Consider the following 20,062-nt stretch of genomic DNA (forward strand, 5'->3'; position numbering starts at 1 on the left):
TTAAGTTGCTGGCAAGTTCGTTAAGTTCGTGCGAAGCTGGCGAGATCTCCGAAAACGGGCTATTTTCTGACCAGACGATACCGTTGCTTCGGGCTGCGTGCCGGCTCCGTCGGCTCCACGACATCGTTGGCGATCATAGTTCGCAGATGACTGGTGATGGTCGAGCGGGACAGCCCGGACAGTTCGGACAGTTCCTTCGAAGTCGCGGAGCTTCGCCTGCCCAGCAATTCGGTGATCGCCTCCTCCACGGATAACGGATTGGTGTCCGTCTTCTCGCTTTTCGTCATTCTTCGCTTATCGAAGGTCAGGGAGAAGAACGTCAAGGTATTGAGCGGCTTCGGCGGATTCATAAGCGCGGCCTGCAGCTGCTCTTCGATGACCTGGTAGCCCGTTCCCCGGTTCTCCACCACATATCCGCCATCGGGGTATGGTGTGGTTTCCAGAATGTTGGATAGGAACTGATTCCTCGAAGAGGAGATGCCCACGGTGCCCAACGTGTCGACCGTCACATTGCCGAAAAGTCCTCCTGGGTTGAGGATTTCCAAACGGTCGGCATACAGGTTCACCTGCACCTGCGAGCCGCGGGCGTCCGGTGAATAGTCGCGATGCATGAGCGCGTTGGCGATCGCCTCGCGGACCGCTTTGCGTGGATAGTCGGGCACGTCCTGTCGGAATGCGCCTTCGATCACGGCTCCGGTACGCATGTTCTTGGTGACGGCGTTCAGGGCATCCTCGATCATGAAAGGAATCGGACCGATGATGGTCTGCGCGTCGAGGAATCTGCGGTCCTCGTCCACCGTTTCGGCTTTGGTGACGCCTGGAAAAGCGGTGAAGGTGATATTGAGCCTCGGAAAGAACTGTTGGGGGAACGAGCCGAGAGCCAGCAAACCTCCGAGCGTTGGTCGGATGGTTTCCGCGTCGTCCTTTTTCGCGACGTGCATGCTGATGGCGATGTTCTCATCGTCGCGCGTGCCGAAAATGCGTGGATGCAGCTCCCGTTGGCGTGCGATGAATTGGGAAAGCAGATTGGGATCCAAGTCATCCAAGGTGGCCTGCGGAACGATTTCGTCGTCGAATGTGGGCTGACCGTGTTCTTCCATAAGACGGTCGATCTCGTATTGGGTGAGTTTGCGATCACCATCGCCGGTGCGGATGTATGAGCCTTGGTATCGTCCTTTGGATGTGATGAAGCACGGTTTGTCCTTGAGCGGCATCGCGGGCACGTGCGCCACGAGGACATTGGTTCCCTCAAAGGGGATTATTTCCAGAAACGGCCGCACCCGGGGAGTCATCTGCTCGCATTTCGCGTTGAAGGCCTCCTGCATGGCTCGTGCGTTGAAGGATTTCACCGGCGTGAATCCTTCCTTTTCGGATACGCCGAGGATGATGATGCCGCCGTCGCCGTTGGAGAAGGCGGAAAGCGTGTCGGGAATGCTTTCGGAGATTTTGTTGCGCGATTCCTTGACTTCGCATGCCTGCGTATCGTTCCCGATTTGGCGCATCTGCAGGATGAGATGCTCAAGCTCGTTTGCGTTCATGGTCGCTTCCTGATATGAATCCAACTACTTGCCAGCAAGCTTAACATAACTTAACAGCAACTTCGCAGCTGTTAAGTTCGCTGTTAAGTTGCTGGCAAGTTCGTTAAGTTCGCGCGAAGCCGGTCGGTGCAATCGTGTTCCGTGCCGTTCGTCGTGCGGTCGCAACGTATCGAAACGAATGTGCACAATAATATGCAAACGATTGCAAAAGAACCGGTTCAAGAAAAGGCGCAACGATGGCGATTCGGTACGTCGAACGGGTTCGTTGTGCGTCGGGGGAATGGTGTGTCGAAAACGATTTCAATGCATTTGAAATCGCAAAATCGCAATAAATCAACAATATTAACCCGTTTTATTTGGAAGTCGTTTTTTCTTCGGGGGTGAGAAAAATGTAAGCGTTTGCAAAAATTTGTTTCTGAGCGCACAATATTTGAAGTCGGCAATTGCAAGGACGTGGCTCAATGGAGGAGCTTGCGCATGCCGACAGGGTAATAATCAAGGAGAGAAAGGTGCGGTCATGAAGCGCACAGTAAAAGCGGCAATCGGTATGGTGGCCATCGCGGCGATGTCCATCGGCACTCTGGCGGCGTGCGGCGGTTCCGATTCGGGATCCGACAACGGCAAAGGCAAGGTCTACTACCTGAACTACAAGCCGGAGACCAACGACGCATGGCAGGCGCTGGCCAAGAAGTACACGAAGCAGACCGGCGTCGAGGTCAAAGTGCAGACCGCCGCGTCGGAAACGTATCCGCAGACGCTGAAATCCGAGCTGGCCAAGTCCAATGCGCCGACCCTGTTCCAGATCAACGGCGTGGTCGACTATCAGACATGGAAGGCCTACACCACGGATATGTCCGACACCGAACCGTACAAGCAGCTCAAGGATCAGTCCATGGCGCTGAAGGATGGCGACAAGGTGGCCGGCGTCCCGTATGTGGTGGAAAGCTACGGCCTGATCTACAACAAGGATCTGCTGGCCAAGTACATCGCTACCGACGGAGCCAAGATCAAAAGCGTCGATGACATTGACAATTTCGATACCCTGAAGGCCGTCGCTGATGACATCCAGGCCAAGAGGGACCAGCTCGGCGTCAAGGGTGCGTTCACCTCCGCCGGCTTCGATTCCAGCTCCGATTGGCGCTTCAAGGGGCATCTGGCGAACAATCCGCTGTATTTCGAATTCCGCGACGACAACATCACCGAGCAGCCGGCCGCCATCAAAGGCACCTATCTTCCGCAGTTCAAGCAGATCTTCGACCTGTATCTGAAGGACTCCACCTGCCCGAGAACCCAGGTCAGTTCCAAGACCGGTGATGACGCCAATTCGGAATTCGCGCTCGGCCAGGCTGTGTTCTATCAGAACGGCACCTGGGCGTGGCCGGATATGCAGAAGGCTGGCGTCAAGGCTGATTCCGTGGGCATGATGCCGATTTATATGGGCGTCAAGGGTGAGGAGAACCAAGGTCTTGATGTGAATTCCGACGCGTACTGGAGCATCAACGACAAGGCGTCCGATGCTGATAAGAAGGCCACCAAGGACTTCCTCAAGTGGGTCGTCACCGATCAGGCCGGCATCGATGCGATTTCCAAGGACATGGGATTGACCACGCCGTTCAAGTCCTTCGAGAAGGTCAAGTCCGACAATCCTCTGGTCCAGGCCGAAATCGCCTACCAGGATTCCGGCAAGGAGGCTGTGTCCACACGTCCGACCGCCATGATTCCGTCCGAGGAGTGGAAGAACCAGCTCGGTTCCGCCATGCTGGAATACGCGCAGGGCACCGGCGATTGGAATGCCGTCAAGAAGGCCTTCGTCGACAATTGGAAGACGGAGTACGACGCGGCCCACTGATGACGGATGACGCGGCCGCTGACGGCGGCCGTGTGTGAAGCCGTGAAGCCGCGTCGACGGCAGTCGACGGCATAAGAGGAATAGAAAAAGCGGGAGGATGCGATTCGATTGGGAATTGCATCCTCCCGCTTTGTGATTTCAGTAATCGAAAGGAAGGAAAGTGGGGGCGTGCACGCCGCGATGTCCACGGCGGCCGGTCCTGCCTTACGCGGCCTGCCTTGAAAAGGCTGCCTTACGCGGCCTGACCCACACCGCCTTTCGACTGAAAGGCCTTATTTGTTGAGGACCTTCTTGAAAAGGTCGGCGGAGACTTTGGCGAACGCGAACTGGCCGAAGCCCGGGTCGACGGAAGCGAGGTTGGAATTGATGATCTGATCGAAAGTGTTGTTCTTCATGATGGTTCCTTTCGGACGGCCGCTTGTCTCTTTGTTTCTCTGTCTTCTCCACATCGTGCGGCGCGTCGCTTTTATGGTTTTTCTTGTTTTGCTTTTCTGTTGTTCTTCGGTTGTGCCTTCACTATAGGCAGGCTGGCATGGGGCCGTCATGCCGCAATCGTCTTTTTTATTGTAAAATCATCTGGTCATCTTGAAGAAAATGCAAATGTGCGACGGCATGCTTCGCCTTCATGAAGCGCGCCTTCATGAAGCGTATAGGCGTGATTCGCCGGAAAACGGCGGATGCGGTGCGACAGGGAGTGACTCGACGGGGACGACGTGGATTGCCTGCAGCCTACTGCAGAATGAAGCCGGCTATATCGGTCGGGCCGATTTCGAGAACTTCCCCTTTGGTGGTGATCAGCACGTGCTGATGGCCGTTCCACTGGAATTTTCCGTAGAACAGATTGCCCTCATGCAGTACCGCGCCGATTGCGCCCTTGCCTGCCGCCGCGGAAGACGCGGAAGGGGGTTGCGCCTGCGACTGAACCTGTTGCTCGGGCTGGGCCGGCTGCGTCATTGGAATCGGCTGCTGCGCCGGCTGTTGCGCGGTGACGATGGGTTGCTGGGCTGGTTGCTGCGCGGCGAAAATGGGCTGTTGCGCAGCCTGGATGGGCTGGGCGGTCGGCCGTTCCGGCTGGGTCGGTTGCTCAGGTTCTTCCACGGGAGGATGGCGCAGGGTCTCCGCGATGCGATCAAGCAGGTCGTCGATTTGGCCGATGTCGTATCCGTCGGTGAACCGGACGGTCGTGAACATCTGCCGTTCGACTTCTTCGGGGGACATTTCGGCCTTGCCATCAAGCGCGTCCGCGCAGCGTCCGAAGAACTCGTTCACCTCGACGATGTTGTATCCCTCGGAGAGGTACGTCGTGGTAAGCCGGACGTTTCGTAGTTCGCGTGACGTGATTGTGGATACCATGTTCTTCATTATCCCACGAATGTGATGATTTTGCGCATAAAACGAGGAACGGTCGCAAAACATGCGGAAATCATGTCGTGCGGCCGTTTGTCTTAATGCTGATTAAAGGTAAAGGATATTATCCGCGCTTCGACTTGCCGACCCTGCCGAATGTGAATGCGCGGACAATCGCCACGATGCCGAGCACCACCAGAGCGCACCCGCCGAACAGAATCAGCCAACCGGTGGAGGCCAACGGGCTGAACAGCATCACGAAGCCGGCCACAATCGAAATCAGCGCGTATATCACGGCCCACGCGGAACTTGGCATGCGCCATGATTCGACGAGCGCCATCACGCCTTCCATCATCCAGCCAAGACCCACCACCATGGTGATGAGCACAGCCAGCATGGCGCCGGACAAGGTCGAATTCTTCAGCATGACCACGCCGCCGACCGTCAGCAACAGTCCGACCAGAATGTCAAGCACGCGCCAGCCGCCTGGCAGACCAAGCTCCACAATCGCGGTGACGATGCGGATCACGCCGGAAACGACGAAATATGCGCCGAGTGCAATCGCGGCGATCTTGAGCGTCGCTCCCGGCCAGATGAGCAGCGCCAGACCAAGGACGATCGCCACGATGCCGAGCACGCCGTACACGCCGCGAATGGCGTTCTTCGCGCGCTGCGGCAGCCACGATTCCACCAGTTTGAAGGGGCTTATCGGCTTCCATTCGCCGTTGCCGTTCGCGTCGGCCGGATTTGGCCCGTATCCGTAGGGGTTGCCGTACGGATAGCCATAAGGATTGTCGAAGTAGCGGGGAGTCTGCGCGTCATCCGCTCCGTTGTTCTGCGGATTTTGCTGTGATTGCTGGTTCGGCGCATAGGCTCCGTATTCCGGCTGGTTCGGCCTCTGTCCGGGATCGCCGGGGTTCATATTTGGATAGCTCATGATGGCCTCCTCCTCGAAAGCGCCTCAAAGCCTTGTTCGCTTCGAAGCCGTTCCCTTATTTTAGGCATGCTGTCTGTTTTTAGCCATCGACAGAATCGCCCCGCTTGTCCATCGGGAATTGAGGTCGTCGTGGTTGCCGTTGTGTCTGGGTGATTGCGATTGTTGTGGCTGACGCGGTGTCGGCGATTGTCGCGATTGTTGCTGTTGCGATGGCCGCAAACGGTTGCGCCGGCCGATTGTGACAGCATTGGCAGCCGCAATATGTGTCACGATTCCGATTTTTGGCCGTTTTTTCGAATCGTGACACATTGGCAACGAAAGAAATACCCCCGAATTGCCAATTTCAGTGTGCGGAAACCGAAAATAGGCGGTTCGGGGGTATTGGAAACGTGACGGATGTGTCACGATTCGAAATTTGGCCCAAAAAATCGAATCGTGACACATTTGGGATGAGTAGGGGGTATGCGGCTCGTGCGGGGCGCAGTTTACGTGCAAAGCTGCGTAGGGTGCATGCGAAATGCGGCTCGCGCGCAAGGCATTCCGCACGAATTGACGGGCCGGTTCCGTGGGCTGGCCCGTCGGAGTTAGCCCACGGAACCGGTTTGGACGTGAAAGCGGCCCGCCTCGGAATCAGAACAGCTCGAGCTGGACGTTGAGGCTGAGCGGCTGGTCAGCGGGCAGCTGGTACTGCGCGTGCACCGGCGACATCCACGAATCGTCGCCGCCGACGCCCATCTGCGCGGCCAGTAGGCGCAGGAACATGTGCCTCGGCTTCGGCAGTTCGTCCTGATGCAGCGCCTCCTCCAGCATCGCGCTCGAACAAGGCAGCAAGCTCATCGTGAAAGGTTTCACAGTGCGTTTCACGCGCAGGCCATGACCCGAATCGTCCGTGATCTCCGCCCAACGCACTTCCTCATGGTTGCCGGTCTCCTGTGGCAGCAGGTACGGTGCATGGTCGCGGTACGCATCGGTGCTCCACACGCCCAACTTCGCGTGCTTGCGGTCGGCGTACGTTTCCTCCGGGCCGACACCGTAGAATCGCAGATTCGAATATTCCGCGGGCAGTGCCCATTCGATGCCGAACGCCGGAATCGTAGGCAAATCGCCGTTCTTCTCGCCCGGATACTCGACGTCGAGCGAGACATGGCCGTCCGTATCGGCGATGTAGCGTACCGTTACCTTCGTGCGCTGTGGAATCGCCAATTCGTATGTATATGTGGCTTCCACGGCGTCCTCTCCACGGGGCGCGATCTCGCAGCCGACGCAACGGGCGTACTTACCCGCGACAGCCCAAGCGGCGCGTTCGAAAGCGTGCCCGGCGCCACGATCGTTGTCCGTCAACGGACGGAACGTGGTGATCGAAGGACGACGTAGCACGAATTCGCGTTCGCCAAGCGTGTACGAGACCATGCCTCCCTGTGCGCGGGAGAAGAGTGCTTCGCGGCCCTGCCCGCGCACACCCACGTTCCAGCGTCCGAAGGTGATGGCGTCGTCGGACGAAGCCGTGCCGGTCGTGTGTGCCGTGGTCGCTTCGGCAGTCGCGTTGTCCGTGCCGGCCGCTTTATCGGCCGTACCAGCCGCATCAACGCCCTTCGCGACTGCCACCACGCACTGGCCGAACGCCAGCTCATAGCCGGCCGGACCCCAATCGCACGCCTCGCCCAATTGCTGTGAGACCTCCAAAACCAGCTCCTCGGCATTGTCGCGATAATCGTCGATCGGCCAATCGACGTCGAACAGGACGCTTTCGCCGGCCGGCACGTCGAAGCGGCGCGTGGCGCTCCACGCCGGCTTGCCGTCGGCAAGCACGCGCAAGACGAACACGTACGCGCCCGTCGACACGAACAGGTTGTCGTTCGTGACGCGCACGCTGTCCTGCGTAACCGCGATTTTCACGTTTGCATACAGCTGCTTGACTTCCTGCGCCTTCGGCGAGGGGGTGCGGTCGGAGAACAGCAGGCCGTCGCCGGAGAATTCGTAGTCGCTTGGACGGTCGCCGAAATCGCCGCCGTAGCACATGCGCGTCGTGCCGTCAGGCAGTTTGGCTTCGATTGCTTGGTCGATGAAATCCCAGATGAAGCCGCCCTGGTACATCGGATAGCGTTCCAGTGCCGTATATTCGTCCATGTTGCCGCACGAATTGCCCATCGCGTGCATGTATTCGCAGGAGATGTACGGCTTTCTCGGGCCGTCCGTATGCACCGGGCTGCCGTCCTGCAGGTAGCGTTCGATTTCGTCGGCATGCGCGTACATGCGGCTTTCGATATCCGTCACGTCCTCGAATTCGCGCATGTGCACGGATCCTTCGTAATGCACCGGACGGTTCGGGTCGATCGCATGCGCGTGGCGGTACATCGCGCGGAACACCTCACCAGCGCTCGACTCGTTGCCGAGCGACCAGATCAGCACGCTCGGATGGTTGTAGTCGCGGCGCATCATGCTGTTGATGCGGTCCACGCACGCGCCCTCCCATTCGGGACGGCTGCCGGGGATGCCGTCCTCGGGGCGTTCGACGTTGTTGGCCACCCAGGTGCCGTGCGTCTCCATGTTGGTTTCGTCGATCAGATACAGGCCGTATTCGTCGCACAGGTCGTACCAGTATTCCTGGTTCGGATAGTGGGAGGTGCGGATGGCGTTGATGTTATGCCGCTTGCAGAAGACCACGTCGGAGAGCATGTCCTCGCGGGTGATCGCGCGGCCGCGCTTCGCGTCGAATTCGTGGCGGTCCACGCCCTTGAACACGATGCGCTTGCCGTTGAGCGTCATGATGCCGTTTTCGATGCGGAACGTACGGAAGCCGACGCGTTGCGTCACGGTTTCGATGGTTGCGCCGTCATGTCCGACGACGCGCACGGTCAGCGTATACAACGTCGGCGATTCGGCGCTCCACGGCGCGATGTTGGACAATTTGCCGGAATCAAGCGTGACCTCGCCGTTGCAGGCCTGCGTCGATTCCCACACGACGTTTCCATGGCCGTCGCGCAGCGTGCTTTCGATGGTCGCCGCGTCGGCGGGGTTGCGCAGTGCGAGCGTCGCGTCAAGTTCGGCGGTGTCGGCTATGCCGGTCGTGTCATAGTCGGCTTCGACCTGCATGGTCTCGACGTGCGTGCGCGGTTGGGCGGCGAGTTCCACGGAACGGAACAGGCCGTGCAGCCGCCAGAAATCCTGGTCCTCCAGCCATGAGGCGCTCGAATATTCGTAGCAGGCGACGGTGAGCGTGTGCTCGGTCGATGTGGCTTCGGCGGCGGCCTCGCCGTCGGTCGTTCCTTGCAGAGCCTCCGTCACATCGAATTCGCTCGGCGTGAACCCGTCCTCGCCGTAGCCCACGAATGTGCCGTCGATCCACACGTAGATCGCGGTGGCCGCACCATGGAACGTCAGGCTCACCGTACCCCTGTCCTTCAGTGTGCGCGCGAGCGGCGCATCCAACGAGAACCGACGGCGGTAGATCGCCACATGGTTGTTTTCGGGGATGTCCGGCGCCTGCGGATCCTCATGGCCGTCCCATGGATACTGGACGTTGACGTACTTGTTGTTGAGGTATCCGGCCATCTGCAGGTGGCTCGGCACTTCGATTGAGCCGAAATCGCCATCCTCGAAATCGACGGCCGCGAACGGCGCGTCCGCCACATCCACGTCACGCGCCTGTTCGATGCGCACCTTCCATTCGCCGTCAAGGCTTTGTTTCGGCTCTGCCGTTTCACCGATGACGTAACGGTGGTTGGAATGCGCCGGCTTCCGATTCACTGCGAACACCGTCGGATCGGTGAGCCAGTCCGCGCTCGCCGCGGTTGCGTGGAGTATCGCGTTTTCGATTGCATCTGCCATATTTGAATCCCCTTGCGTTGCTGCGTTGTCTACTGCGTCGTTGCGGTTGCGCCGCATGATGCCGTGCGGCTGTGGATTGTGGTAATAAAATTTACCAACAAACGATAATGTATCACACTTCATGATGCCGCACGCCGTACATCGGTTCCTTTCATGTCCGTTTTCCACATGCTATGGATGTGCGATAATGACAGGAATGCACCGACGGCGTCCGCCCGGTGCCCGCAACCGCGCAGCGTTGCCCTGCCCGCCGAAATGATCGCGATGCACGGATTTCCGCGATTCGCCAGCATACGTGGGTGGGGGAGAGCTGACTACTCCGCGGCGCTCCCAAGGAGATCACCATGGTTGATCGCAAGGAAGATCAATCCATCCAGTCCCATGCCGGTTCCGACGAAAATTCCGCTGTCGGCGATGACGTGAGGAAGCAACACGGCCCGCAACCGCCCCAACTCGATCCGTCGCTCGCCGGCGCGCAGGCGGTGGCCGCATCCCTCGGCGTCGATCCGAACACCGGCCTGAGTCAGACGGAGGCGCAACGCAGGCTCGGACAATACGGTCCGAACGAACTCGCGTCCGCCCCACCGGTGCCGAAATGGAAGAAATTCTTGGCACAGTTCAAAGATCCCCTCGTCTATCTGCTGCTCGCCGCCACCGGCATCTCGCTCATCGCATGGTTCGTTGAGCGGGCCAATGCCGTGCCGGGCGCGGAAGGCGGTGAAGCACTGCCGTTCGACGCCATCGTCATCGTGCTTATCCTCATCGTCAACGCGGTGCTCGGCTACATCCAGGAATCGAAAGCGGAGGAAGCCGTCGAAGCACTCTCCCAAATGACCGCGCCGCAGACCAACGTGCTGCGCGACGGCGCCGTCACGCGCATCAACACCGTGGACGTGGTGCCGGGAGACGTGATCGTGCTCGGCGAAGGCGATTCCGTGCCCGCCGACGGCCGTTTGCTTGCCGCCGCAAGCCTGCGCGTGGCCGAGGCGAGCCTCACCGGCGAAAGCGTGCCGGTCGGCAAGAACGTCGATACGCTCGCCGAGGCCAAGGCCTTGGGCGACCGGTCCAACATGGTGTTCAACGGCACGTCCGTGACGCAGGGCACCGGCCGCGCCATCGTGACCAGTACCGGCATGCGCACGCAGGTCGGCAAGATCGCGGATCTGCTGCAGGCCACGGATGACGATGACAGCCCGCTGCAGAAGGAGATGAACTACGTCTCCAAGATCCTCGGCATCGCGGTGTGCATTATCGCGGTCGTGGTGCTGGTGGCGCTTGCGCTGACCGAAGGTTTCAACGACATCCACGACGTGATCGATTCGCTGCTTCTGGCCGTTTCGTTGGCCGTTGCGGCCGTGCCGGAAGGTCTTGCCGCGATTCTGACGGTGGTGCTCGCGCTCGGCGTGCGCCGCATGGCTGAGCATCACGCGATCGTCAAGAAACTGCATTCCGTGGAGACGCTTGGCTCCGCGTCGGTGATTTGCTCCGACAAGACCGGCACGCTCACCCGCAACGAGATGACGGTGGAACGCGTGGTTACGCCGAGCGGCGAAGTGCAGTTGACCGGCACCGGCTATGCGCCGGAAGGCAGGATGATTGCGATTGGCGCCGCGCCTGCCACGGACATCACGGGAACCACCGAAGCCGCTCAGGCCGAGGCCGTCGCCACACTGGCCGTGGGCGCGATTGCGAACGATGGCGAGCTTCGTGAAACCGCCGTCGAAGCCGCGCAGAACGGTGCGGATTCCGCTTCCGCCGCCAATCCGGTATGGGAGGCTGTGGGCGACCCGACCGAAGTGTCGCTTATCGTCGCCGCGCGCAAGGTGAAGGCCGATCGCAAATTCGCCAACTACACGCGCGTCGGCGAGATTCCGTTCACCTCCGATCGCAAGCGCATGTCCGTCGTCGCACGGGACAATGCCGACGCGGGCCGGCTCACCGTCTTCGCTAAAGGCGCGCCGGACGTGCTGCTCGGCTATTGCGGCAGAATCGCCGTAAACGGCGCCGTGCGGCCGATGACGCAGGGTGATCGGCAGCAGATTCTGGCCACCGTCGAACGGCTGTCCTCCGAAGCGTACCGCACGCTTGGCCAGGCGTACCGCCCGCTCGGCACCGCGTCCCTCGCCGACGTGCCGGGAGTGGCGCTCAACGCCGCCGGTCACGTGGTCGACATCGCGGAACAGAGCGATGTGTTGGAAAACGACCTGATCTGGGTTGGCATGGTCGGCATCATCGATCCGCCGCGCACCGAAGTGCGTGACGCCGTCGCCGAAGCCCACCGCGCCGGCATCCGCACCGTCATGATCACCGGCGACCATCCGCTGACTGCTGCGCGCATCGCCAGCGACCTGGGCATCATCGACGCGACTGCCGATGCCGCCGATGGCAACGGGAAAAGCGTCGACCTGTCCGACAAAGTGCTTACCGGCAGCCAACTTGACGAACTGTCGGACGACGCCGCGCTCGACAAGGCGACCGGCAGAATCTCCGTATACGCGCGCGTCGCGCCGGAACACAAGCTGCGCATCGTCGAATCGCTGCAAAGGCAGGGCAATATCGTGGCCATGACGGGCGATGGCGTGAACGACGCCCCCGCCGTCAAAACCGCGGACATCGGCGTGGCCATGGGCATCACCGGCACCGAAGTGACCAAGCAGAGCGCCAAGATGATCCTCGCGGACGACAACTTCAGCACCATCGTGGAGGCGGTGCGCGAAGGACGTGGCATCTTCGACAACATCCGCAAATTCCTGCGGTACCTGCTCAGCTCCAACGTCGGCGAGGTCTTCACCGTGTTCGGCGGCGTGATGCTCGCCGGCTTCCTCGGCATCACCCAGCCGGGCAGCCAGGGCGTGACCGTGCCGCTGCTCGCCACGCAGCTGCTGTGGATTAACCTGCTCACCGACGCGGCCCCGGCCCTGGCGATGGGCGTCGACCCGTCCACCGACGACGTGATGTCGCGCAAGCCGCGCCGGCTCACCGATCGCGTGATCGACGGACAGATGTGGGGCGACATCATCTTCATCGGCATCATCATGGCGGCAGTCACGCTGATCGGCATGGACATGCACCTCGCCGGAGGTCTGTTCACCGACCGTTCCGTGGACGCCATCGGACATGACGCGCAGATGACGGAGGCGCGCACCATGGGCTTCACCATCCTCGTGTTCGCGCAGATGCTCAACGCGTTGTGCTCGCGTTCGCACGACCAGTCGGTGTTCGTGGGACTGTTCGCCAACAAGTGGCTGTGGGGCGCGATCGCGCTGTCCGCGCTGCTGCAGGTGGCGGTGATCTACGTGCCGTTCCTCAACACCGCGTTCGGCACCGTGCCCCTGTCCGCGGGCGCGTGGATCGAATGCCTCGGCCTGGCGATGATCGTGCTCGTCGCGTCCGAGCTGCGCAAATGCGTGCTTCGCGCGATGCGGCGGCGGTGAAGCCGCTTATAGCGTCGCCGCGTTAGACTGGACAGCGGTTGGCGGGCGTGCGTCGGACTGTCGCGCGCCCGCCGTCATGACGATTGTTTTTGGCGATGTTTGGAGGAATTTCGATGCTGCTGTCCGATCGCGACATTCTCGCCGCACAGGCCGACGGTCACATCTCACTCGATCCGTGGACCCCGGAAATGGTGCAGCCGGCGTCGATCGACGTGCGATTGGACCGTTTCTTCCGCCTGTTCAACAACCATGCGTATACGTACGTGGATCCCGCCGAAAATCAGGGCGAGCTGACCGAGCAGTTCGAAGTCAAGTCGGACGAACCTTGGATCCTGCACCCGGGCGAGTTCGCGCTCGGCTCCACGTGGGAATACGTGAAGCTCGACGCGACGATCGCCGCGCGGCTCGAGGGCAAAAGCTCGCTCGGCCGCCTCGGCATCCTCACCCATTCCACCGCCGGCTTCATCGACCCGGGCTTCGAAGGGCACATCACGTTGGAGCTGTCCAACGTATCGACGTTGCCGGTGAAGCTGTGGCCGGGCATGAAGATCGGCCAGATGTGCTTCTTCCAGCTGAGCTCGCCCGCCGAGCATCCGTACGGCTCCGCCGGCACCGGCTCGCACTATCAGGGCCAGCGCGGACCGACCCCGAGCCGCTCCTACGTGAACTTCTACAAGGCCGACGTCACCGACTGATTCGATTGCCGCTCCGCGCGGGATTCACAGAATCCCCGGCGCGATGTCATGCGCGGCGAGCCATCCGCGCAGGTCGCTGAACTCGTCGAGGCTGACGGAATGGTCGAGTCCGCGGTAGCTTTTCGCGGTGAGGAACGTGTGCTCGTCCAACCAGGCGCTCATGGCGAAAAGCTCCGGCTTGGCGATCACCGTATCGCTGTTGCCGTAGCCGAAGAACGTGGGAATGGCGAGCGGCGCGATGCGGTCATCGGCCGGAGCAGTGCCGCGGACGATTCCCGGCGCGAGGAAACCGGACAGCGAAATCGACGCACGGTAGCGTTCCGGATGCACGCGCAGCAGGTGGATTGCCAGCAAACCGCCCTGGGAAAAGCCGATTGGCACGACGGCACGGTTTTCGGGAACGTTCTGCGACACCCAAGTGTCGATCGCCGTGGCCGCTGCGAACGCGTCACGGTCGAGGTCCTCGCCGGTCGGCACGCAATCATGGAACCAGGAATACGCGCCCGGAGCGAACGTGCCGGCCGCCTGCAAGGTCAACGGCGCGCGCAGCGACGCGTAATCGTTGTATGGCGCGATGTACCGCATCATATCGGCCAGATCGGCCTCGTTCGACCCCCAGCCGTGCAGGCACAGGAACAGCGGGCGATTCGGCGCCGCGTTGCCTCCGCCGCGAGAATACTGGACGCGCGTCACCTGCAACGGTTCGCCGAAACGTCCCGGCACCACGTCCGATTCGCGTCCGACCAGCTCCGTCCCATTGCCATCCGTGTCATTGCCTGCGTTTTGCGGAATTTCGTTTTCGATTGCGTCGCTCATACCTTCCCAATATAGCGTGCGTCGATTGCGTGGAAGGACTGCCCCGTGCATGGAAAGATTGTCCGGAAAAAAGAAGACCCCGGTGGGATTGGCCACCGGGGGAGAGAAAGGAGAGAGAAGAAGAAAGGGTTCAATTGTCGGGAACTGTTGTGTTCCTGGTCGGCTCGTTGTGCTGACAATTCATATATAAACACCCGATGCTGGGCACATGTCTGGTGTTTTCTGAAAACTTCCTGAAAATCCGACAATAGCTTTGGTCAGGTGTGATTTCGGCTGGGTGCGATCCAAACTCCGGAAATCGAAAACGTCAGATCTGCGCGTCGGCGTCCACGCTCATCACATACACGTTGCGTCGCAGCTGCTTGCTTTGCGCGCGCGTGATGTCGCCCGCCTCGTACATGTCCTGGATCACGCCCAGCTCGATGCCGTAGCTTTCACGCTTGACCTCCTCGGCCTGCTCCTGTGCTTCGGCGCTGATGCCCATATTCGGCCGCGCCCGCAACGCGGACTCGCTGCGCCGGTAGTCCAGCAGCAGCCCGGAGCAGTGCTCGGTGTTGTACGTGCTGCGTCCCATCTCCTCATACAGCCGGTCGATCACATGCTCGATCGCGTCCACCTGGACCGCCCGCGTATGCGCGAACAACTCATCGTCGCTAAACAGAGGCGTCGTGCGCCTGATACGGCTGTTCACACGCTTCACCAACGTGCCCATGCGCCGCTGCAGCGCCTTGTACCGGCCTTTGACGCGCCAAATCATGCGGCCGGAATTATGCGCGGTCTCGATGTGGCGCAGCGAGCTCATGATCTGGTCGAGCAGGCGCTCGCAGGCCTCGGCCTCCAGATCGTTCGTGGCGCGGTTCTCGGTCGGATTCGCCTTGATCGCCGCGCGCACGCCCGCCAGACGGTTCTTGACGTATTCCTTCTCCCAATTGAGCGCGTCAATCTGCAGCTGCATGTATCCCTGCGGATCGATTTCACCGGTGCGCTGCTTCAGCCGTGTGATGCGCTTCGTGTACGAATCGATGACCATGAGCACCGCACGGCGGTTGTCCGACGTGACGCGTCCCGACAGTTCCTCCACGGTCCGCCGAAGCACTTCGATAGTGATTTCCATCATTTCCGTCGACGTGTCCTTGTTGCGGTTCGGCGCGAGCAGCGGCAGCAGGAAATTCGCCAGCAGCAGCGTCACCACAATCACGCCGGCGGCTATGAAGATCAGTTCGTCGCGCATCGGGAAGTCCGCGCCGGCCGCCAGCGTGTATGGGATCGTGAACATCAACGACAGAGTGATGGTGCCCTTCGGGCCGCCGAACGTCATGACCGCGGCGGACCGCCAACGCTTCGCCGTCATCCTGCGCCGCTTGCCGGTGGTGGTGTCCCTCGCGAGCCGCAGCATCAGTGAGATCCACAGGAACCGCATGACGATGACTACGGCGGAGACGGTGAGGATCGCGACCATCAGCAGTCCGTTGCTGATGTGCGGATCGTCCCAGCTTGCGGACATTGCGTTCGGCAGCAGCATGCCGAGCAGGATGAACACCGCGCCGTTGAGCGAGAACGACAGCACGCCCCATACGCTCGACGAGACGATGTTTGTGCGCGCCACGTTCGGTCCGATACCGGTGCGGTCGAAACGGATGATGAGGCCCGCGGCCACGACCGACAGAATGCCGGAGACGTGGACCGCCTCCGCGCCCAGATACAGGATGAACGGCAGGAACAGCTCCATGAGGATACGGCTGGTGGTCGTCTCCCAACCGAGGGAGCGGAGCGTTTCGAACAGCAGGTCGGCCACGGTGCCCACTACGAGGCCGAAGATCGCGCCGCCGAAGAACGACAGCACGAATTGCGTGGCCGATTCTCCCACTTCGAACACGCCGCTGACCGCCGCCGCTATGGCGAATTGGAAGCCGACGATGCCGGAAGCGTCGTTGAACAGTGATTCGCCCTTCAGCACGCTTGTCTGACGTTCGGTCAGCGCGGCCTCCTTGCCAAGCGACGACACCGCGACCGCGTCGGTCGGACCAAGTGCCGCGCCGAGCGCGAGTGCCGCGGCAAGCGGAACCGCCGGCCAGACGGCATGCAGCGCGAAGCCGACCGCCGCCATGGTCGCAATCGCCAGACCGATCGCCAAAGACAATGACAGTTTGACGGATTTCAGCAGCTCGGTCTTGTCGATCTCATGCGCCTCCAGATACAGCAATGGCGCGATGAACAGCACCATGAACAGTTCCGGATCGAGCGTCACGCTTGGGAAGAACGGCAGCTGCGAGGCCAGTGCGCCCAATGCGATCTGCACGAGCGGCGTGGACACTTTGGGTATGAAACGACTTAGGAACGAGGACAGCACTACGGCGGCGATGATGCATAGAATCAACTCGAATACCGCCAACGTGCCTCCTTCGCGCGTGTTTTCAACCTTTTTCAGCCTATCAAGAGGCGGTTATGAGCGTGTTTCGCAAGGGCCGCCATTACGCTGACCGCTACACTGTGGCGTATGCGGTGAGAGTGGCGTATGTGACGAGAGCGGCGTATGTGAGGGGAGTGGCGTATGCGATGGGATGATGAAATGGAACTGGCGATTGCGCTGGCCCGCGAAGCCGCAGCGGATGGCGAGGTGCCGGTCGGCGCCGTCGTGCTTGATGCGGATGGACAGGTGGTCGGCCGCGGCCGCAACCTGCGTGAGACCCATGCCGATCCGCTCGCCCACGCCGAAGTGCAGGCCATGCGCGCGGCCGCCGCACGGCTTGGCTCCTGGAATCTCGCCGATTGCACGCTGGTCGTCACGTTGGAGCCATGCCCCATGTGCGCCGGCGCCTGCCTGCAGACGCACGTCGGACGCATCGTTTTCGGCGCGTGGGACGCCAAATTGGGCGCATGCGGTTCGGTGTGGGACATTCCGCGCGACCCGCACGTCGGCCATGTGCCGGAAGTCGTCGGCGGTGTGCGCGAGGAGGAATGCGGACGATTGATGACCCGTTTCTTCGAAAATCGCCGATAATTACTTTCCGAAAGAAAGAAACACGCTGGGCGACGTCAACAAATAACGATTGCCGTACCATCTATGCTGTCGGTAAAAATATTAACTACGTAAGGATGTTGCAATGACGCTCATTCAGGTCTTCCACGGCACTGCCTCCAACGGCACTCCGCTCACCGCCGTCTATGCCGAACAGCCGGCGGCGGACGTCGCTTTCGCTCTGGTGTTCCCCGGCAACGACCTGCCGAGGTTCGTGCATTGGGGTCGTCCGCTCGCCGCTCCGGAAACCGTGATCGACACCTTCGACGCGCTCGCCCCGCAACGCGTCTCCGGCGCTCTCGACTTCACCGCGTGGCCGAGCGTGCTGCCCACGCAGTCCGAAGCGTGGACCGGCGCCGACCGCTTCGACGTGCGCCGTGACGGCGTGGAGCTCTTCTGCAAGTTCCAGGTCACCGACATCAAAGCCGAAACCGTCGCCGCCGGCAAAACCTACACCATGGCCGAAAAAGACGGATACCCCGACTGGCACGTGGCCACCGAACCCAAGCAGACGCCCACCGTCACCGTCACCGCCGAAGACGTGGAACAGCGTGTGAAACTCACGTGGACATGCGAGCTCGACGAAACCGGCCTCATCCGCCAGCACGCCGAAGTGACGAACACCGGCGAAGGGCGGCTTGAGATCGGCAAGGTCGAACTCGCCTTCACCGTGCCCGCCGATGCCAACGAAATCCTCACCACCACCGGACACCACCTGCGCGAACGTTCGCCGCAGCGCCAGGACTTCACCGTCGGACGCTTCGCCAAAGCCTCCATGGTCGGCCGTCCGGACTTCGACGCCACCCTGCTGCTCAGTGTCGGCGAACGCGGCTTCGGCTTCACCCACGGCAACGTCTACTCCGCGCACGTGGCATGGAGCGGCAACAGCGTGCTGTCCGCGGAACGACTGCCCTACACCACCGGCGTGATCGGCGGCGGCGAAGTGCTGTTCGGCGGCGAAGTCGGCCTGGAGCACGGCGAAAGCTACACCACGCCATGGCTCGTCGGCTCCTACGGCGAAGGACTCAACGAAGTCGCCTCCCGCTTCCACGGCTACATCCGCCGCGTGCACCGCGACTGGCTCGTGGACCACAGCATCGCGCCCAAGCCGCGCCCGGTCATCCTCAACACGTGGGAAGCCGTCTACTTCGACCACGATTACGACACCCTCACCGCGCTCGCCGACAAGGCCGTGGAAAGCGGCGTGGAACGCTTCGTCGTGGACGACGGCTGGTTCGGCGCCCGCCGTGACGACACCGCCGGTCTGGGCGACTGGCAGATCTCCCAGGACGTCTGGCCTGACGGAGACAAGTCCCTCAAGGCGCTCGCCGACTACGTGCACGGCAAGGGCATGGAATTCGGTCTGTGGTTCGAGCCGGAAATGGTCAACCCGGACTCCGACATGTTCCGCGCCCACCCGGACTGGGTGCTGAAGCCCACCGCCAACCGCATGCCGATGCAGGGGCGCACCCAGCAGGTCGTCGATCTGACCAATCCGGACGCCTACGCGTACATCTACGGCGCCATGGACAAGCTCGTCAGCGAACTCGGCATCGACTACATCAAATGGGATCACAACAAATACGTCACCGAAGCGGTGTCTCCGCGCACCGGACGCCCGGCCGTGCACAGCCAGACGCTTGCCGTGTACCGGATCTTCACTGACCTGAAAGCCGCCCACCCCGGCCTGGAAATCGAAAGCTGCTCTTCCGGCGGCGGACGCGTCGACCTCGGCATCCTCGAAGTCGCCGACCGCATCTGGGGCTCCGACTGCGTCGACCCGGTGGAACGCGCCGACATCCAGCGCTACACGTCGCTGCTCGTGCCGCCGGAGATGATCGGCGAGCACGTGGGCGCCTCCCCGGCGCACTCCACACACCGCGCCACCTCCCAGGAGATGCGCATGGCCATGGCTTTCTTCGGCCACATGGGCATCGAATGGAACCTGCTCAAGGAACCGCAGGAGGACATCGACAAGCTCGCCGAATGGACGGCGGAATTCAAGAAGCATCGCGAATGGTTCGCCGTCGACACTGCAGTGCATTCCGACGCAGCCGATCCGGCCGTGCGCGTGGACGGCGTGGTCATGCCGAACAAGGCCGCCGCGATCTACCGCTTCACGCAGCTGACCACCTCGGCCACCTACCCGGCCGCACCGATCCGTCTGCCCGGCCTCGACCCGGACGCCGTGTACGTGGTGTCTCCGCTCGACGTGAGCCTCGACTTGGCCAAGCAGGACATCGGCAACGGGCAAACCCCGCTTGGCTGGTGGACCGCCGATGGCGTAAGGATGACCGGCCGCGCGCTCGCCACCTACGGCATCCGTCCGCCGGCGCTGCATCCTGCACAGGCCGTCCTTTTCAAGGTCGTCCGTGCATGATGCCTTCGCGCGAAGCGCTTTTTGAGATCTAGAAACCCCGGATTCCAATACGAGAATCCGGGTTTTCATGTACGGGGGTATTGTGCATGTGTCACGATTCCATTTTTCGGCGATTATTTTCGATCGTGACACATTCCAATCGATACAAATACCCCCTAACCATGGTTTCCACCCAAGAAAAAGTACTTTGGGGGTATTGAGAATCTGAAAAATGTGTCA

12 protein-coding genes are annotated in these 20,062 nt (G+C 61.2%); 5 read left to right on the forward strand and 7 right to left on the reverse strand.

Annotation, left to right across the window (positions count from 1 at the left end; translation table 11 throughout):
* Positions 1 to 59 precede the first annotated feature (59 nt).
* Positions 60 to 1,538 (reverse strand): ATP-binding protein, encoded by a 1,479-nt coding sequence (locus AC1ATL_RS09895; RefSeq protein WP_432624211.1) that lies wholly within the window; start codon positions 1,536 to 1,538, stop codon positions 60 to 62.
* A 517-nt stretch (positions 1,539 to 2,055) separates the two neighbouring features.
* Here AC1ATL_RS09895 and AC1ATL_RS09900 point away from each other — a divergent pair.
* Entirely contained in the window at positions 2,056 to 3,387 is a 1,332-nt protein-coding gene (locus AC1ATL_RS09900) for an ABC transporter substrate-binding protein (protein WP_476570087.1), read from the forward strand.
* A 272-nt stretch (positions 3,388 to 3,659) separates the two neighbouring features.
* Here AC1ATL_RS09900 and AC1ATL_RS09905 read toward each other — a convergent pair whose 3' ends face one another.
* The 4 genes from AC1ATL_RS09905 to lacZ form a co-directional block, all read right to left on the reverse strand.
* Positions 3,660 to 3,782, reverse strand: a complete 123-nt coding sequence (locus tag AC1ATL_RS09905; RefSeq protein ID WP_432624213.1) for a hypothetical protein — start codon at positions 3,780 to 3,782, stop codon at positions 3,660 to 3,662.
* Positions 3,783 to 4,116: 334 nt separating this feature from the next.
* Positions 4,117 to 4,740: a DivIVA domain-containing protein gene (locus AC1ATL_RS09910; RefSeq protein WP_476570088.1), complete on the reverse strand. Its 624-nt coding sequence runs from the start codon at positions 4,738 to 4,740 to the stop codon at positions 4,117 to 4,119.
* Between the two features lie 118 nt (positions 4,741 to 4,858).
* Complete coding sequence (locus tag AC1ATL_RS09915) at positions 4,859 to 5,671, reverse strand: HdeD family acid-resistance protein (protein WP_476570089.1); 813 nt, start codon at positions 5,669 to 5,671, stop codon at positions 4,859 to 4,861.
* 630 nt (positions 5,672 to 6,301) lie between these two features.
* The gene (gene lacZ / locus AC1ATL_RS09920; protein ID WP_476570090.1) at positions 6,302 to 9,499 is read right to left on the reverse strand and encodes a beta-galactosidase, LacZ type; all 3,198 of its coding nucleotides are present in this window, start codon (positions 9,497 to 9,499) and stop codon (positions 6,302 to 6,304) included.
* A 344-nt stretch (positions 9,500 to 9,843) separates the two neighbouring features.
* On the opposite strand from lacZ, the gene AC1ATL_RS09925 reads away from it, so the two are divergent.
* A complete protein-coding gene (locus AC1ATL_RS09925; RefSeq protein WP_476570091.1) occupies positions 9,844 to 12,933 on the forward strand; it encodes a cation-translocating P-type ATPase in 3,090 nt (1,029 codons plus the stop codon).
* Between the two features lie 113 nt (positions 12,934 to 13,046).
* Positions 13,047 to 13,628: a dCTP deaminase gene (dcd, locus tag AC1ATL_RS09930; protein WP_432624597.1), complete on the forward strand. Its 582-nt coding sequence runs from the start codon at positions 13,047 to 13,049 to the stop codon at positions 13,626 to 13,628.
* 24 nt (positions 13,629 to 13,652) lie between these two features.
* On the opposite strand, the gene AC1ATL_RS09935 is transcribed toward dcd, so the two are convergent.
* Both AC1ATL_RS09935 and AC1ATL_RS09940 read right to left on the reverse strand, forming a co-directional pair.
* On the reverse strand, positions 13,653 to 14,444 hold the full coding sequence (locus AC1ATL_RS09935; RefSeq protein WP_476570092.1) for an alpha/beta hydrolase: 792 nt from the start codon (positions 14,442 to 14,444) through the stop codon (positions 13,653 to 13,655).
* Positions 14,445 to 14,751: 307 nt separating this feature from the next.
* Positions 14,752 to 16,836 carry a cation:proton antiporter gene (locus AC1ATL_RS09940; protein ID WP_476570094.1) on the reverse strand — a complete coding sequence of 695 codons (2,085 nt, stop codon included), beginning with the start codon at positions 16,834 to 16,836 and terminating at the stop codon, positions 14,752 to 14,754.
* A 159-nt stretch (positions 16,837 to 16,995) separates the two neighbouring features.
* Between AC1ATL_RS09940 and AC1ATL_RS09945 the strand changes: the two genes are divergently transcribed.
* Positions 16,996 to 17,445 (forward strand): nucleoside deaminase, encoded by a 450-nt coding sequence (locus tag AC1ATL_RS09945; RefSeq protein ID WP_476570095.1) that lies wholly within the window; start codon positions 16,996 to 16,998, stop codon positions 17,443 to 17,445.
* Between the two features lie 103 nt (positions 17,446 to 17,548).
* Entirely contained in the window at positions 17,549 to 19,843 is a 2,295-nt protein-coding gene (locus AC1ATL_RS09950) for an alpha-galactosidase (RefSeq protein ID WP_476570096.1), read from the forward strand.
* Positions 19,844 to 20,062 lie beyond the last annotated feature (219 nt).

This window comes from Bifidobacterium sp. LH_743 (assembly GCF_056355775.1).

What these genes read in the sequence shown, in the direction of transcription:
- lacZ (WP_476570090.1), bottom strand. Translation starts at nt 9,499, where the DNA reads ATGGCAGATGCAATCGAAAACGCGATACTCCACGCAACCGCGGCGAGC.
- AC1ATL_RS09925 (WP_476570091.1), top strand. Translation starts at nt 9,844, where the DNA reads ATGGTTGATCGCAAGGAAGATCAATCCATCCAGTCCCATGCCGGTTCC.
- AC1ATL_RS09945 (WP_476570095.1), top strand. Translation starts at nt 16,996, where the DNA reads ATGCGATGGGATGATGAAATGGAACTGGCGATTGCGCTGGCCCGCGAA.
- AC1ATL_RS09915 (WP_476570089.1), bottom strand. Translation starts at nt 5,671, where the DNA reads ATGAGCTATCCAAATATGAACCCCGGCGATCCCGGACAGAGGCCGAAC.
- AC1ATL_RS09950 (WP_476570096.1), top strand. Translation starts at nt 17,549, where the DNA reads ATGACGCTCATTCAGGTCTTCCACGGCACTGCCTCCAACGGCACTCCG.
- AC1ATL_RS09895 (WP_432624211.1), bottom strand. Translation starts at nt 1,538, where the DNA reads ATGAACGCAAACGAGCTTGAGCATCTCATCCTGCAGATGCGCCAAATC.
- AC1ATL_RS09935 (WP_476570092.1), bottom strand. Translation starts at nt 14,444, where the DNA reads ATGAGCGACGCAATCGAAAACGAAATTCCGCAAAACGCAGGCAATGAC.
- AC1ATL_RS09900 (WP_476570087.1), top strand. Translation starts at nt 2,056, where the DNA reads ATGAAGCGCACAGTAAAAGCGGCAATCGGTATGGTGGCCATCGCGGCG.
- dcd (WP_432624597.1), top strand. Translation starts at nt 13,047, where the DNA reads ATGCTGCTGTCCGATCGCGACATTCTCGCCGCACAGGCCGACGGTCAC.
- AC1ATL_RS09905 (WP_432624213.1), bottom strand. Translation starts at nt 3,782, where the DNA reads ATGAAGAACAACACTTTCGATCAGATCATCAATTCCAACCTCGCTTCC.
- AC1ATL_RS09910 (WP_476570088.1), bottom strand. Translation starts at nt 4,740, where the DNA reads ATGGTATCCACAATCACGTCACGCGAACTACGAAACGTCCGGCTTACC.